At 68.6% G+C, this 14,545-nt stretch carries 16 protein-coding genes and 1 tRNA gene; 6 read left to right on the plus strand and 11 right to left on the minus strand.

What is annotated here, in order from left to right:
• Nucleotides 1-40: 40 nt before the first annotated feature.
• From E0H75_RS32160 to E0H75_RS32185, 6 genes are all read right to left on the minus strand, one after another.
• Nucleotides 41-664: a hypothetical protein gene (locus E0H75_RS32160; RefSeq protein ID WP_131517463.1), complete on the minus strand. Its 624-nt coding sequence runs from the start codon at nucleotides 662-664 to the stop codon at nucleotides 41-43.
• 221 nt (nucleotides 665-885) lie between these two features.
• Nucleotides 886-2,250 carry a M15 family metallopeptidase gene (locus E0H75_RS32165; RefSeq protein ID WP_238163380.1) on the minus strand — a complete coding sequence of 455 codons (1,365 nt, stop codon included), beginning with the start codon at nucleotides 2,248-2,250 and terminating at the stop codon, nucleotides 886-888.
• A 69-nt stretch (nucleotides 2,251-2,319) separates the two neighbouring features.
• Nucleotides 2,320-3,420 (minus strand): succinyldiaminopimelate transaminase, encoded by a 1,101-nt coding sequence (dapC, locus tag E0H75_RS32170; protein ID WP_202873296.1) that lies wholly within the window; start codon nucleotides 3,418-3,420, stop codon nucleotides 2,320-2,322.
• Nucleotides 3,420-4,319 (minus strand): alpha/beta fold hydrolase, encoded by a 900-nt coding sequence (locus tag E0H75_RS32175; RefSeq protein WP_131517465.1) that lies wholly within the window; start codon nucleotides 4,317-4,319, stop codon nucleotides 3,420-3,422. The genes dapC and E0H75_RS32175 overlap by 1 nt, the downstream gene beginning before the upstream one ends.
• A 6-nt stretch (nucleotides 4,320-4,325) precedes the next feature.
• The gene (locus E0H75_RS32180) at nucleotides 4,326-4,934 is read right to left on the minus strand and encodes a TetR/AcrR family transcriptional regulator (protein ID WP_131517466.1); all 609 of its coding nucleotides are present in this window, start codon (nucleotides 4,932-4,934) and stop codon (nucleotides 4,326-4,328) included.
• Between the two features lie 43 nt (nucleotides 4,935-4,977).
• On the minus strand, nucleotides 4,978-5,217 hold the full coding sequence (locus tag E0H75_RS32185; RefSeq protein WP_202873281.1) for a MarR family winged helix-turn-helix transcriptional regulator: 240 nt from the start codon (nucleotides 5,215-5,217) through the stop codon (nucleotides 4,978-4,980).
• A 32-nt stretch (nucleotides 5,218-5,249) separates the two neighbouring features.
• Here E0H75_RS32185 and E0H75_RS32190 point away from each other — a divergent pair, with 32 nt between their 5' ends.
• The 3 genes from E0H75_RS32190 to E0H75_RS32200 are packed head-to-tail and all read left to right on the plus strand — an operon-like array spanning nucleotide 5,250 to nucleotide 7,827.
• Nucleotides 5,250-5,600 (plus strand): DoxX family protein, encoded by a 351-nt coding sequence (locus tag E0H75_RS32190; protein WP_238163381.1) that lies wholly within the window; start codon nucleotides 5,250-5,252, stop codon nucleotides 5,598-5,600.
• Between the two features lie 48 nt (nucleotides 5,601-5,648).
• Nucleotides 5,649-6,728, plus strand: coding sequence for an FAD-dependent oxidoreductase (locus tag E0H75_RS32195; protein WP_131517469.1), 1,080 nt, complete (start codon nucleotides 5,649-5,651; stop codon nucleotides 6,726-6,728).
• Complete coding sequence (locus E0H75_RS32200; protein WP_131517470.1) at nucleotides 6,715-7,827, plus strand: amidohydrolase family protein; 1,113 nt, start codon at nucleotides 6,715-6,717, stop codon at nucleotides 7,825-7,827. Before E0H75_RS32195 ends, E0H75_RS32200 begins: the two co-directional genes overlap by 14 nt.
• Here E0H75_RS32200 and E0H75_RS32205 read toward each other — a convergent pair.
• The 3 genes from E0H75_RS32205 to E0H75_RS32215 form a co-directional block, all read right to left on the minus strand.
• Nucleotides 7,824-8,162, minus strand: coding sequence for a GroES family chaperonin (locus E0H75_RS32205; protein ID WP_272948946.1), 339 nt, complete (start codon nucleotides 8,160-8,162; stop codon nucleotides 7,824-7,826). The genes E0H75_RS32200 and E0H75_RS32205 overlap by 4 nt on opposite strands.
• Nucleotides 8,159-8,428: a DUF3618 domain-containing protein gene (locus tag E0H75_RS32210; RefSeq protein ID WP_131517471.1), complete on the minus strand. Its 270-nt coding sequence runs from the start codon at nucleotides 8,426-8,428 to the stop codon at nucleotides 8,159-8,161. The genes E0H75_RS32205 and E0H75_RS32210 overlap by 4 nt, the downstream gene beginning before the upstream one ends.
• A gap of 77 nt (nucleotides 8,429-8,505) precedes the next feature.
• Complete coding sequence (locus E0H75_RS32215; RefSeq protein ID WP_131517472.1) at nucleotides 8,506-9,549, minus strand: glucose 1-dehydrogenase; 1,044 nt, start codon at nucleotides 9,547-9,549, stop codon at nucleotides 8,506-8,508.
• 102 nt (nucleotides 9,550-9,651) lie between these two features.
• On the opposite strand from E0H75_RS32215, the gene bcp reads away from it, so the two are divergent.
• From bcp to E0H75_RS32230, 3 genes are all read left to right on the plus strand, one after another.
• On the plus strand, nucleotides 9,652-10,119 hold the full coding sequence (gene bcp / locus E0H75_RS32220) for a thioredoxin-dependent thiol peroxidase (protein ID WP_131361816.1): 468 nt from the start codon (nucleotides 9,652-9,654) through the stop codon (nucleotides 10,117-10,119).
• Between the two features lie 365 nt (nucleotides 10,120-10,484).
• On the plus strand, nucleotides 10,485-12,083 hold the full coding sequence (locus E0H75_RS32225; RefSeq protein WP_238163382.1) for a substrate-binding domain-containing protein: 1,599 nt from the start codon (nucleotides 10,485-10,487) through the stop codon (nucleotides 12,081-12,083).
• Nucleotides 12,084-12,137: 54 nt separating this feature from the next.
• Nucleotides 12,138-12,218, plus strand: a tRNA-Leu gene (locus E0H75_RS32230).
• 2 nt (nucleotides 12,219-12,220) lie between these two features.
• Here E0H75_RS32230 and E0H75_RS32235 read toward each other — a convergent pair.
• Nucleotides 12,221-13,069 (minus strand): SAM hydroxide adenosyltransferase, encoded by an 849-nt coding sequence (locus tag E0H75_RS32235; RefSeq protein ID WP_131517474.1) that lies wholly within the window; start codon nucleotides 13,067-13,069, stop codon nucleotides 12,221-12,223.
• 163 nt (nucleotides 13,070-13,232) lie between these two features.
• Nucleotides 13,233-14,405 carry a Gfo/Idh/MocA family protein gene (locus E0H75_RS32240; protein ID WP_131517475.1) on the minus strand — a complete coding sequence of 391 codons (1,173 nt, stop codon included), beginning with the start codon at nucleotides 14,403-14,405 and terminating at the stop codon, nucleotides 13,233-13,235.
• Between the last annotated feature and the right edge of the window lie 140 nt (nucleotides 14,406-14,545).

A 14,545-nucleotide genomic window follows, 5' to 3' on the forward strand; every position in this document is an offset into this window, starting at 1 on the left:
TCCAGTTGAGTGGCGCGTGCTGGGTTCCAAGCGGGGTGGGTCAGGGGGTGTCGATTGTGGATTGGAGGGTGGGGGTGACTGTGTGGGACCAGGTGGATTGGGTGGGGGGCGGGGTGGTGGCGGTGGCGGCTAGGAGGGCGACTGTGCGGCCTTGGACTACTGAGATGTCTGTGTAGGACTCGGCGCCGGCGTACTGGCGGGTGGCTGCTGTCGCGGCGTCCTCGGTCCAGAGCTGGGTGACGGAGAGGTCGCCGCCGTTGCCGCAGGCGGTCATGCGGGAGTGGTAGCCGTTGTAGTACGTGGCAGCCTCCTCGGCGCCGGTGAAGCGTAGGAGCAGAGCGGTTGCGGGCAGGCCTGCGGCGGTGCGGTACGTCGCTTGCAGGGCGTACTGCGGCACCGGGAGCGAGCCGGACGGCAGCTGACCCGCACAGCCGACCGGGAGCGCTTCGAACGCGGCCTGGTGTGGCTCGCGCTGGCGGGTCCAGGTCTTGTTGCCGAGGAACCCCGCCTCGGAACCACCAGGGTCGACGTACGTCTTCCACCCGGCACCGAGCTTGGCAGGTGCCGGGAGGTTGCGGGCACTGAGCGGACCGGCCGAGGCGGGTGGTGGTGCGGTCGCCTCCTCCGGTAGCTCCGGCGGTACAGCGGCATCTGTCGGCTTCACCGTGCTCAGTGTGTTCGTAGGCACCGGCACCGTGCCACCACCCGTCGGCGGAGGCGTAGGTGCCGGCGTGGGCGTGCTGGCAGGCGGCGTCCCAGCAGCCTGCGGCGGCGGGTCGGCACTGCACCCCACCAGCACCACAGCAAGCACCACCGCACCACCGCACACCACCGCACGACCGAGCACCACAGCGCCAGCTAGCGCCGCGGCACGAGGGAGTGGTTTCACTTTGGTTCGAAGTGTTGGTAGTCGGGTTTGCTCCAGCGGGCGCCCCAGAAGTAGCCCTGCCCGATCAGCGACTTGGTCGGTGTGCTGGTGGCGAAGAGCATGCCCGGCCGCGACACCGACCGGTTCCGGTACGCGCTCCCGTTGGACGGGTACCAGACGTTGTTCGCCGCCAGGTAGGGGTTCTCGACGGTATTGATGTCGATCGCCCAGCCGTACGAGTGCGGCGACAACGCATACGGGTTCCCGGTGACCCGACGGCAGTTGAACGCCGACGTGTTGTCGGCCGCCATCGACTTGATGTCGCTGCCGCCGAACCGGTCCACCCGCCGCATCTGCCGGATCGGGAACTTGGCCGCGAACGTCGCCGTCCACGCCGTGATCATCTTCTGTACGGCGGCATCCCGGACGATCAGCTCACCGCGGTGCACCGTGTGGTCGAAACCCCAGTAGTTCAGCTGGAGCAGCCGCAGCGACGACGGCCCGACCGGACAGCCGGCCCGATAGGTGTTCGGCAACGATGCAGCGGTGACTGTGTAGATCTTGGGGTTCATGTGCGCCTTGACCACGATCTTGACCGAGGCGGAGTACTCCATCGCCGGCTGGCTGACCCACCGGCTCAGCACCCGCACGGTCCGGGTCGCCGGCACGTTGTCGGGCACGCGGAAGAGGTACTTGCCCCACGAATCCGTCTTGGTGATGCCAAGTGCGAGCCACTTGCCGCCGACCAACTGCTGCACCCCGAGTTCCTTGCGCGGCTCGGGCGGCCAGGTCCGCCCGCTGACGGACGCACCGGTCAGCGTCGCGTACCAGGGAGCCGGGGTGTTGACCACGATCTTCCGGTCCTGGATCGGCACGGTCCGGGCTGCCGAGATCGCCAGCGACGTGGTGTCCTTCGCTCCGATGATGGTGCGGAACGCCCAGGTCCCGGGGTACGGCGAGGTGAAGCTGAACTTGTAGACCCCGCCGGTCGTGGTCCGGGTCGCCCCACGCAGGACCCACGTGGTCGAGACGCGCTGCCACAGCGTGATGTAGGAACCGGTGATCGGTTTGCTGATCTTGCCGGTGAACACGATCGGCCGGTCCTCCCACGAGGCAGCCGGCTGGTTCAGCGTGATCGACCACTCCGGCGCCGCCGCGGTCGTCGGAGTCGGTGTAGGCGTCGGTTGCTCCGCCGCAGCCGAAGGCGGCGGCTCACTCGGCGGTGGAGTGTCAGCCTGCGTCTCGACCGGCGGCGTGACCGCAGGAGTTGTTCCCGTCACCTCAGGCGTCGGCTCGTCGGCCGCCTGTGCTCCGGCCGGGAGCAACCCCAGCACCAGCACGACAGCAGTCCCCGCCACCCCGACAGATCGCCACATCTTCATGTGCACGTCCCCTCCCCAGGGAATCATCTACCCATTGAAGAGGACGTCGCACAAGACGTGGAAGTTCTGTTATTCCTGGAGTCTCTTCACCGCGGCGTCGATCCGCTCGTCCGTGCCGGTCAGTGCGACCCGCACGTGCCGCTCCCCCGCCGTACCGTAGAAGGCGCCCGGAGCGACCAGAATGCCGCGGTCCGCGAGCGTTCCGACGGAGCCGTAAGCGTCGTACGACGGGTGCTCGGCCCACAGGTATAGGCCACCGTTGGACAGCGTGATCGCCCAGCCCGCATCGGTCAGCGCGTCCTGCAGCACCGACCGCCGACGCAGGTACCGAGCCCGCTGCTCCTCCACGTGCACGTCGTCGGCAAACGCAGCCGCCATCGCAGCCTGGATCGGCGACGGCACCATCAGCCCAGCGTGCTTGCGTACGGCAAGCAGTTCGGTGACCACCGTCTCGTCGCCGGCCACGAAGCCACCGCGATACCCGGCCAGGTTGGACCGCTTGGACAGCGAGTGCACCGCGAGCAGATTGTCGAAGCTGCCGCCGCAGACGTCCGGGTGCAGCACGGACAGCGGCCGCTCGTCCCAGCCGAACTCGAGGTAGCACTCGTCGCTGACCAGCAGTACGTCGTTCGCCCGCGCCCACTCGACGGCACGGCGAAGGTCGTCGACGGAGGTGATCTCGCCGGTCGGGTTCCGCGGCGAGTTCAAGTACGCGACCCGGACCGGTCCGTCGTACGTCGTCGGATCGCTGACCGGCACGCTGGTCGCGCGGGCGAGCGCAGCACCGGCCTCGTACGTCGGGTAGGCGAGATCCGGGATGAGGACGGTGTCACCGGCGCCGATGCCGAGCAGCGTCGGCAGCAGCATGATCAGCTCCTTGGTGCCGATCACGGGCAGTACGCCGGTCTGCGGATCCACTCCGGTGACCTCGAGACGCCGGGCCATCCAGTCCACCGCAGCCTGCCGCGCAGTCGACGTACCGATGGTGGTCGGGTACGACGGGGCGTCGGCCGCGTCCGCGAGTGCCTTCTTCACCAGGTCCGGCACCGGGTCCACCGGGCTGCCGATGGACAGGTCGACGATGCCGTCGGGATGCTCGGCCGCCTTCTGCTTGTAGGGGGCGAGCTTGTCCCACGGGAAGTCTGGCAGCCTGCTGGAGGTCTCGAAGATCACTCCCACATCATCTCTCGCCCACCGCCCGCGCCGCCGCCGGGCGCCCGCTCCGCGAGAAAGCCGACCGCCTGCTTCACCAGGTCCGGGTCTCGCAACACGCGCCGATGCCCGAGTCCCTCGGAGGTCTCCAGTCGCGCGCCCGGCCAGTCCCCGACCAGGTCGGCACTGCCCTGGTACGGCGTCTCCGCGTCGGAGCGATCGTGGATCAGAAGCATTGGCGGCAGCGCACGGCCGGCAGCGATCTCGGCGACGATCGCCACCATCCGGAACGAGCTCATCGGCCCGAAGCGCGCCTCGAACCGGCGCTCGAACCCACGCCGGATCCGCCGCCCGAAGCCGAGGACCGCCTGCATTTGATCAAGTGTCACAGCGAAGTCGGTCGCCGCCGCGACGAACACAAGCCGCTCCACCTCCAACCCGTCCCGCAGCGCCAGAGCAGTGGCCGTCGCACCGGCCGAGTGCGCGATCACCCCGTACGCCGGTCCCTGCGCGGCGATGACCGCGGTGAGCGCGTCGGCGATCTCGAGGAGGGTCGACGACGAACTGCCCTCCGGCCCGGGACCCGAGTCGCCGTGGCTCGGAGCGTCGTACGTGATCACTCGAAAACCCTGGTCAACCAACGGCTGGATGTACGCCGCCAACTGCAGGCCCCAACCACCCCAGCCGTGGACGAGGTAGACCGCCGGCCCTTCGCCGTACGACTGCCCACGCAGCGTCCCGACCTCGAACGGCGTCGGCGCGGGCAACTCGCCCCGCGGCCGCCGCGCCTTCTCCGGAACGGCGGGGATGCGGAACCAGATCCGGTTGAGCAAGGCTGTGCCGACCGGTGGCGCGAGGCGCTCGGACAGCCCGAAGACGAGATTCAGCAACCGAACGTTCGTGCTTTTCTTGGCCACGAGAACTCACTCCACAACGTCGGATCGGGCGGCCCGGAGGAGCGCCTCGAAGGCGGCGCGCGCTCGGTCCTCGGCCTTGGGGTCGGCCAGGAGCCGGCTGGCGTGGTGGTACGCGAGCAGCACGCCCTTGATGTCGTACGCGTACTGCTCGGGATCCGCGTCCTCGCGGAAATGCCCCTCGGTGATGCCGGTCCGGAAGACGTTCGCGAGCAGCTCACCATGGTCGCGTTCGGCGCTGACCACCAGATCGCGGACCGGGCCGGCCGGTGCGTCGTCGAGCTCGGCCGAGACGCTGGCGAAGAAGCAACCACCCGGCAGGGCGAGATCACCGTCGTCCCAGCGGAGCTTGCGGTCGAACAGTGCCCGCAGTCGCGGCTCACCGCGCGGAGCCTTGAGCGCCGGCCGGATCACGCGCTCGGCGTACAGCTCGACTGCGCGTTCGACGACCGCGACCTGCAACTGCTCCTTGGATCGGAAGTGGGCGAACAGGCCGCTCTTGGACAGCTGCATCCGATCGGCCAGCAGACCGATCGTCAGACCGCTCAAGCCGCTTGCACTGACCACACGCGCAGCCTCGTCCAGCACCGCAGCGCGGGTCTCCTCGCCCTTGCCCATCTGACGATAAAAGCACGATCGTTCGCTCCTCGGCAAGGGGATTTCAGCAGGCCTTGCCGCGGTCCATCTTCGCGAGGATCTGGTCGGCGATCGTCTTGAGCTCGGCGAGCTGCTCCGGCGTGAGGGTGTCGACGACATACTCCCGGACCGTCGCGACATGACCGGGAGCGGCCGCGACCAGGACCTCGTAGCCGGCGTCGGTGATGGTCGCCACCGTGATCCGGCCGTCGTCCTCGGCCGGGCGGCGCGTCACGAAGCCCCGCTGCTCCAGGCGCTTCACCACATGCGACAGGCGGGACAGGGGTCCTGGCCGCCTTGTTCCTGGTTGCCTTCTTCCTGGCCGCCGGCGCGAACAAGCTCGGCCAGTCGCGCCGCAAGCTGCTCGCGAGCCCGAACATGCAGTGGGTCGAGGACTTCTCGGCCGGCACGCTGAAGCTCATCGGCACCGCCGAGGTGCTCGGGGCGCTCGGCCTGATCCTGCCCGGCGCCCTCGACATCGCGCCGATCCTGGTCCCGCTGGCCGCGGTCGGGCTGGCCGTGATCATGGCCGGCGCGATCGTCATCCACGCCCGCCGCAAGGAGTTCAAGGTGCTCCCGATCAACGTGGTCGTCCTGATCCTGGCCGTCCTGCTCGCCGCCTTCCGCTTCGGACCCAACAGCTTCTAGGAAGATGGGACCCAACCGGACGACGGACGCCGGTTGGAGGGGTGAGGGATGACGTACGACGTAGCGGTGGTGGGGGCCGGGGCGATGGGGTCGGCAGCGGCTCGGGCGTTGGCGGCGGCCGGGCGGGAGGTCGTCGTACTGGAGCAGTTCACGCTCGGGCACGACCGCGGCGGGTCGCACGGTGGTACGCGACTGTTCCGGCCCGCTGCCGACAACGCCGACCTCGCGCGACTGACGGAGCAGGCGCGGCCGCTCTGGCGTGAGTTGGAGGCGGAGTCCGGCGAGACGCTGTTCGAGGTCACCGGTGGGATCGACTTCGGCGTGGACGACACGACCGTCGACACGTTCCGGTCGTTGCATGCGGCAACCGGCGAGGTGCTGACAGCGGAGGCCGCGACCGAACGCTGGCCGGGGTTCCGGTTCGAGACACCGGTCCTCCACCAGCCGGGCTCCGGACGCTTGTACGCCGACCGCACCGTCAAGGCACTGCAGACGGTCGCAAGTCGGCACGGTGCAGAGTTCCGCGTGCAGTCGCCGGTCCACGCGCTGCGCGTGCACGACGGTTTTGTGGAGCTCGAGGTACCAGGTGGGGCGCTGCGGGCGCAGCACGTTGTGGTGACGGCCGGTCCGTGGGCTCCGAGGTTGCTGACCGGACTCGCGCCGTTGCCGCCGATCACCTGCACGCAGGAGCAGCCGCGGTTCTTCGCACCGAAAGCAGACGGCTTGGACTGGACGAGCTTCCTGAACCACAACGGCAACAGCTATGGGCTGTTCGAGCCCGGAACCGGAGTGAAGGTCGGACTGCACGGCTCCGGTCCAGTGGTCGACCCCGACACGCGGGACTTCGAGCCGGAGCCGACGCGGGACGCCGAGCTGATCCGGCACGTCGAGCAGTGGTTCCCGGGACTCGACACAGCGCGGTCCACGACGATCAGCTGCCTCTACGACAACACTCCGTCGGACACATTCGTCATCGACCGGGCCGGTCCGATCACGGTCGCTGTCGGGTTCAGCGGGCAGGGCTTGAAGTTCGTCCCGCTGGTCGGTGAGTTCGTGCGCGGCCTGGTCACCGGTGCGGCCGCCGTACCTTCACGGTTCCGGATGGCGAGCCACAATGTCCCTCGCTGACCACATCGCCGACCTGTCGCTGGTGGACCACCACGTCCACGGCGCGTTCAAGGGCCGGCTCGACCGGACCGCCTTCGAGCAGCTGATCACCGAGTCGGACCGGCCGGTCCCGCCGTGGCTGTCGACGTTCGATTCCCAGCTGGGCTTGGCGATCCGCCGGTACTGCGCTCCGCTGCTCGGACTGCAGCCGCACGCGTCGCCCGACGACTACCTCGCGGCCCGCGCGCAGCAAGACCCGAACACGCTGCTCCTCAACGCCGCAGGTGTGAGCGACTACCTCGTCGACACGGGCTACCAAGCCGACGCGGTGACCGGTGTGGACGAGTTGGCGGCGTTGAGCGGCTCGCGGGCACATGAGGTCGTCCGGCTGGAGTCCGAGCTGGAGTACGTCGCCGCACACGAGTCCACCGTGGCCGCCGTACCGCACGCGTTGCTCCAGCGGCTGGAAGAGCGGACTGCTGGTGCTGTGGGGTTGAAGAGCATCGTCGCGTATCGGCACGGGTTCGACTTCGATCCCGCCGAGCCAAGCACCAGAGAGGTCTTGGCCGCACTCGACCGCTGGTACTCCGCCGGCGCTGACCGCGTCACTGATCCGGTCCTGCTGCGCTGGCTGCTGTGGATCGGTGCACGCCGGGGTCTGCCGCTGCAGCTACACGTCGGCTTCGGTGACACCGACCTGAACCTGCGGACCGCCGACCCACTGCTGCTGACCGAGTGGCTGCGCCAGGTGGAGCCACTCGGTACGCAGGTCGCCCTGCTGCACTGCTACCCGTTCCACCGCGAGGTCGGATACCTCGCACACGTCTTCCCCCACGTGTACTTCGATCTAGGCCTGACGACCATGTACGTCGGAGCGCGAGCGGCCGCTGTGATCGCCGAAGGACTGGAGCTGGCGCCGTTCGGCAAGCTGCTCTATTCCTCGGACGCGTTCGGCCCGGCAGAGCTGCACTACCTCGGCGCCGTCCTGTGGCGGCGGGCCGTGACGTCAGTGCTCGGCGGCTTCGTCGAGCAGGACGACTGGTCCGCCGAGGACGCCGTACGCGTAGCCACTCTCTGGGGTCGCGATAACGCCCGGCGGCTCTACCGGCTGCCCTCTTAGAGGTAGAGGCCGGTCTGGCCGTCCTCCAGACGGCCGGCCGCGACCGCGTGCAGATCGCGCTCGCGAAGCAGGATGTAGTCGTCACCGCGGACCTCGACCTCGGCCCGGTCCTCCGGGTCGAACAGGACCCGGTCGTCGACCTCGACGGTGCGAACGTTGGCCCCGATGGCGACCACCTTCGCCCAGGCGAGCCGGCGGCCCATCTGCGCGGTGGCCGGGATCAGGATGCCGGCCGACGACTTGCGCTCGCCCTCCTGCTCGACGGAGACCAGGACGCGGTCGTGCAGCATCCGGATCGGCAGCTTGTCGTCGGAGAGCTTCTTGCGAGGAGTCACCGGCGACCCACCAGCCGCCGGATCAGCAGCAGGACGGCGAGTACGCCGACCGCGGCACCACCGACCGCGACGATCTTCTGGGTCCGCAACTGGCCACGCTCGTCGAAGACCTGCGCCTTCGCCTGCTCGACCTGGCGCTTGGCCATGTTCTTCGGGTGCGCCCGGTCGACCAACTCGTCCACGGTGGAGGCCAACCGCGCCCGGGTGGCGGCGATGTCCGCCTCGATCTGCTCGGCAGTCCGAGCCTTCGCCTTCGTGTCCGACACCTGTCGGCGCTCCCTTCATTCGACGGGCCAGCCCCGGGATGGCCGGGCCTGCCCTGCGTACCTCCCATCCTCGCAGGTCACGCCTGCAAGTCCACGACCACCTTGATGTCATCCGCCTCGCGGACCAGCGCGCTCGGCCAGTCCGACAGCGGCACGGTCCGGGTGATCAGCCGCTCCAGCCAGGTCCGGTCCGCGGTGAGCAGCACGTCGACGGCATCCGCGTAGTGCCGCTTGCCCGCGTTCACCGAACCCACCAGCGCGGCATTGCGGACCACCAACTGCCGGATCAGGGCATCCAGCTGTACGTCGATCGACGCGGGACCGGGCGAGATCCCGATCAGGCACATCACCCCGGCCGGCGCGAGCAGCTTCGCGCAGTCGAACACCACTTGTCCGACCCCGGTCGCCTCGATCACCACATCCGGTACGACGCTCAGGTCGGCGAGGTCGGTCAGATAGGTGCCACCGAGTGCTCGCACCAGCTCCGGCTTCGGCCCATCCGGCACGCGGTCCAGGACGTGGACGTCGTACCCACGCTGTCTCGCGATCAGGGCGGACAGCAGTCCGATCGGCCCAGCTCCGGTGACCAGCACATGCTGCGGCCCGAACCACGACCGCCGGCCGGCCAGATCCACCTGCTCCCAGGCCTTGGTGATCACACTGGCCGGCTCCACGAGTACGCCGAGGTGGCCGAGCTCTGCCGGGATCGGTACGGCGAAGAACGGGTCGACTCGCCACCGTTCGGCGCCGTACCCGTCCATCTCCTTGATGCCGCGCTCGGTGTACAAGCCGTTGCGGCAGAAGTCCCACTCACCACGTGCACACGCCGGACAGGGCTCTGGGTCGGGACGGCGGACCACACCGGCCACCAGATCGCCTGTGGCGAAGCCGGAACCCGCCGGAGCCTCCAGTACCCGCCCCAGTGACTCATGGCCGATCACCAGGTGGTCCGCGCCGGGCCGCCCGCTACCGAACGCTCCCGAGACCAGCTCGATGTCCGTCCCGCAGATGCCGGTCAGCAGCCCCTCGACCAGCACCGAACCGTCGGAGCCGGGCGGGTCTCCGACCTCTCCGAGCTTGGCAGAGTCGGCTTTCCCCGGTGTGACTGTCATGGCCCGCATGCGCCCACTCCACCCTGCGGCCCCTGCCCGCGCAAGTCGCCACTCAGGGGCCCCGCCCACGTACGATTGCGAGCAGTTCACCCCGTTCCCCTGGAGGGCCTGATGTCCGAACGTCTGTCCGTCGGCGATGTCGCACCTGACTTCACCCTGCCCGATGCCGATGGCAACGAGGTCGCGCTGAAGGACCTGCGCGGGAAGAACGTGATCGTCTACTTCTACCCGGCCGCGATGACGCCCGGCTGCACCAAGCAGGCCTGCGACTTCCGCGACTCGCTGGACTCGCTGCAGGCCGCCGGGTACGCCGTCCTCGGCATCTCACCGGACAAGCCCGCGAAGCTGGCCAAGTTCCGCGAGCGCGACGGCGTGACGTTCCCGCTGCTGAGCGACCCGGACAAGCAGGTGCTCACCGCGTACGGCGCCTTCGGCGAGAAGACGATGTACGGCAAGAAGGTCACCGGCGTGATCCGCTCCACCTTCGTGGTGGACCCCGAGGGCAAGGTCTCGGTGGCGCAGTACAACGTCAAGGCCACCGGGCACGTCGCCAAGCTCCGCCGCGATCTCGGCCTCTGATCCGGGCCGGTCCAGACCACTCCGCGCAGGGAAACCTTCGACCGTTTCATGGGGATGGTCCATGGAACGGTCGTTTGAGGAAAGTCTCTGGTGTGATTTGGATCACACCCCGATCTCACCGGATCGGAGTGGTAGGACTACCGTCGGTGACTTTTTGAGTGTTCTTACGAAAGAGCGGTACTCCCAGGACCACCGGCGTTCGGTTGCGGTCCACCCCCGGGTGTGTCAAGAAGTACTCCGACCTTGGCCCTGACCAGCCGAAAGCGGGTAATCTGCGCGCGCAGTCAGCCTCTGGGAGGGAGGGACCTGCCGCGATGGGAAAACATTCCTCTGCGGTGACGCGAAGTAACAACAACCGTCGTTCGGTGTACATCACTGCGGTCGGGCTATTGGTGGTGTCGTTGGGCGCCGTCTTTGTGGTCCGCTCCTTCGGATCGCAGTCGGGCGCCGACGGGTTCCTCGGCGGGAAGTCGTGTGACGACCCGACCCAGGTCTCGTTGAGCACCACACCCGAGATGCAGCCCTCGCTGGAGGCCGCGGCCAAGTCGCTGGCCGGCAAGGGCGGCGACGACGGAACTCCGTGTCTGCAGTTCACCATCAGCGGGGCTCCCTCGGCCAAGGTGGCCCGGGACATCGCCAGCGGCAGCGACAACCGGCCCGACCTGTGGGTGCCGGACTCGTCCCTGTGGGTGGCGCAAGCCGACGACGGCCAGAGCGTCCCGAGCATCGCCGTACCGTCCGTCGCGACCTCGCCGCTGGTGCTGGTCGGGCGGAGCGCCAACTTCGCCGACACCTCGTCCTGGCTACGCGCCCTTGGCGCGGCGGATCCGGCTCTGCTGGACCCGCTGAACACCTCACCCGGTGCGCTCGCGCTGCTCGCGGTGCAGTCCGAGCGGCAGAAGACCTCCGCCTCCGACACCCAGGTGTCGCAGGTGATCGTGCCGCTGGCGCAGCGACTCGGTTCGATGGCCAAGCCGTACACCGACGTGAACGCACTGTTCGGCCGGGCCGACCAGGACGCCAGCAAGGTCGTCGTACCGGCCTCGGAGCAGAGCTTCGTGAAGTACCAGGAGGATCACCCGGACGCCCAGCTCAAGGCGATCATGCCGGCCACCGGCACGCTGACGCTGGACTACCCGATGGTGGTCACCGCCAAGGACGACGCCGAGACGATCAGCGACGCCGGAAAGGCGCTGGCGGCGGAGCTGCTGACCGACGCGTCCAGCCAGGCCCGCGACCAGGCCGGTTTCCGGGACGCACTGTTCAGCCCGCTCAGTGGCGGCCGTGGGGTCGGCGACCTGACCCAGCTGACCAAGCCGACCGGTGAGGCGATCGAGAAGGCGCTGCAGAACTGGACCCGGCTGTCGCTGTCCACTCACTCGCTGGCGGTCATCGACGTGTCCGGCTCGATGGCGGAGACGGTCGGCAACAAGACCCGGATGCAGCTGACCATCGAGGCGGCGAGCGGCGGCCTGTCGCTGTTCCCGAACAGCGCCTCGCTGGGCCTGTGGACCTTCTCGACCCGGATCGGCTCGGACGGCGGCGACTACAAGGAACTCGTTCCGATCGCGCCGCTGTCGTCGGGCCAGCGGACCAAGATCCTGGCCAACCTGAAGATCCAGCACGCGGTGCCCAACGGCGGCACGGGTCTGTACGACACCGCGATCGCGGCGGTTCGCGCGGTCCGGAACCAGTACGACTCGAGCGCGGTCAACTCGATCCTGCTGTTCACCGACGGCAAGAACGACGACCCGGGCAGCCCGACCCTGGAGAAGACCATCCAGACCCTGGAAGGCCTCCGCGACCCGGCCCGCCCGGTCCGCATCATCGCACTCGGTATGGGCCCGGACGCGGACGCCGAGGAGCTCCGCAAGCTCGCCCAGGCCACCGGTGGACAGTCGTACGTCGCCCGCAACCCCGGCGACCTGCGCACGGTGTTCATCGACGCCCTGCAAAGCCGCTGAGCGTCCGCTGCTCCCCTAGGATGTCTGTCCTAGGGGAGCAGCGTGCTCACCCGAGCCAGAGTGGTGGAACGGCAGACACGCCGGCTTTAGGTGCCGGTGCCCCCGGGCGTGCGGGTTCGAGTCCCGCCTCTGGCACCTCAGGCGGCGTACTCGGCCGGCGTACTGCGCAGTGGTGAGTCGCCCGGGCGGAGGTTGAAGGCGGAGGCCGCCGAGCCGCCGCGGATGACGAGTTCGACGAAGTCCGTGCCGGAGCTGCCGACGACGAGGCCTGCGGCTCCGAGGGGTACGTCGGTCAGGTGGCGGTAGCAGGTGACCTCGGTCAGGGTGATCGAGCCGTCCTGGGTCCGGCCGGCGACCGGAATCGACGTACCGATGCTGAAGCCGATCGCGGCGGCGCCGCAGTCGAGTTTGCAGTTGCCGAAGTTGTCGACCACGCTCACGGTCGGCTCGGTGTCGTCCAGCTCGGGTACGGCGGTCAGCGTCGACGGGACCGCGTGGCCGTCGGTGAGCCACTTCGCCAGCAGCGGCAGATACCACAGACTGCGGAACTGGGTGTCGGCGATCCTGTCGAGTTCGTCGGCACTGAACGACGCCCAGTCCCGGGCCGCGTCGACGACCTCGCGGATGTCCGTCACGTGGACCCGATCGATCCCGAGCTCGCGGCGTACCAGGGACAGCGTGCGCGCGTCGAAGGTGCTCGCGACCAGGTGCTTGCCGTAGGTGAAGAAGCAGAACGGAGCGCCGTTCGGCCACTCGCCGTCGCGGGGTGCGATGTTGACGAGCGTGATGGTCGGATGGCCGTCCTCGCCCAAGGACTCGGTCGATCTCAGACAGTCGAGCAGGGTGAGCGCGGCGAACGACTCCGGATCAGGCCCGTCGGCGGCCACGATCGTCGGCGACTGGCCGAACAGGGCGCCGATCCGGATGCTGAGTCTGGCGCGGGCGTTGCCGCCGAAACAGTCGGTGACATAGGTGATCGGGTACATCGAATCTCTCCATGGATGTGCAGGCAGCTGGGACAAAAAGAGAGAGGCCCCCGACACAGGGGGCCTCTCGCTGCAAGCACATGCGCCTACGCCGCTAGAGTCCTCCGCATCGAGGGCTCAGCATTCGCATGGCGGCGTACCAGGTCACGACCACGAGCTTAGCTCACCGCGTTTGGCCGTTGTCGAAATACCTGACCAGGGTCGGGTCCAGCGGCGGGACGTCGACCGGGGTGCCGTCCGAGCGCAGTGACGTGGTGGCGGCGTACCCGGCGGCAACCGCGGCCCGCGCGGCGACCGGGGACGTGAGCGTCTCGCCGCCGTCGCGGACGAAGCGGATGAACTCGCCCACCAGCAAGGGATCCGCGCCACCGTGGTGGTCCGAGCTGCCCGGGATCTCGACGACCTGGTCGGCGTCCTCGCGGTACCCGGACCGGCGGCTGTTCCAGACCTTCACCACACCGCCGTACGTGTCACCGAAGTTCTCCAGCCGGCCGTGCGTGCCGATGACGGTGTAGTTGCGCCAGTAGTCCGGCGTGTAGTGGCACTGCTCGTAGGTGAGGAAGACGCCGTTGTCGAGCCGGAGGTTCGCCATCGAGATGTCCTCGACGTCGATCACCGGCGCCAGGCCCTTCTGCTCCAGCGGCGGCCAGTTGTCGTCGCTGACGAAGTCGCCGAACCGCTGCTCCGACCGGTCCTGCCGGTCCTCGATCCCGCCGTACACGGTCAGCGCGCCCATCGCGTTCACCCGGGTCGTGTAGCCGCCGGCCAGCCAGTGCATCACGTCGATGTCGTGGGCACCCTTCTGCAGCAGCAGGCCGGTGGACCGACGGCGGTCCGCGTGCCAGTCCTTGAAGTAGAAGTCGCCACCGTGGCCGACGAAGTGCCGGCACCAGATCGCCTTCACGTCACCGATCGCGCCGGACCGGATCAGTTCCCGCATCGTCAGTACGACGGGCATGTGCCGCATGTTGTGCCCGACGTACAGCCGTGCGCCGCTCTCGTACGCCGCCTGCAGGACCCGGTCGCAGCCCTCGGTCGTGATGGCCAGCGGCTTCTCCACGAACACCGAGACACCGGCCCGGAGGAAGTCGATCGCCGGGCCCTCGTGCAGGTCGTCGGGCGTGGTCAGGAAGACGCCGTCGAGCTTCTGGTCGAGCAACTCGTGGTGGTCCGCGTGCGCCGTCGCGCCGGGGAACCGCTCGAGTGCCGTGTCCCGCTGTGCGGCGGCCGGATCGGCAACCGCCACGATCGCTGTCCCTTCACCGGGCGTGTGCGCGTACAGCCCGATCCGGCTCCGGGCGCCGAGTCCCACCAGGCCAAACCGAAGATCAGTCATCAGCAAGCAGCTCCTGCACATAGTTGTTTGAAGCACAGTAACTCCGAGCAGTTGCGTCCTTCAATCACCCGTCCTCCAGCTGGAATTGACGCGTTGGTCATCCAGGAAACACCGACGTCTCGCTCCGTGCCGTCACCATG

Origin of the sequence: Kribbella capetownensis, assembly GCF_004331485.1 — a bacterium.
Taxonomy (GTDB): Bacteria; Actinomycetota; Actinomycetes; order Propionibacteriales; family Kribbellaceae; genus Kribbella; species Kribbella capetownensis.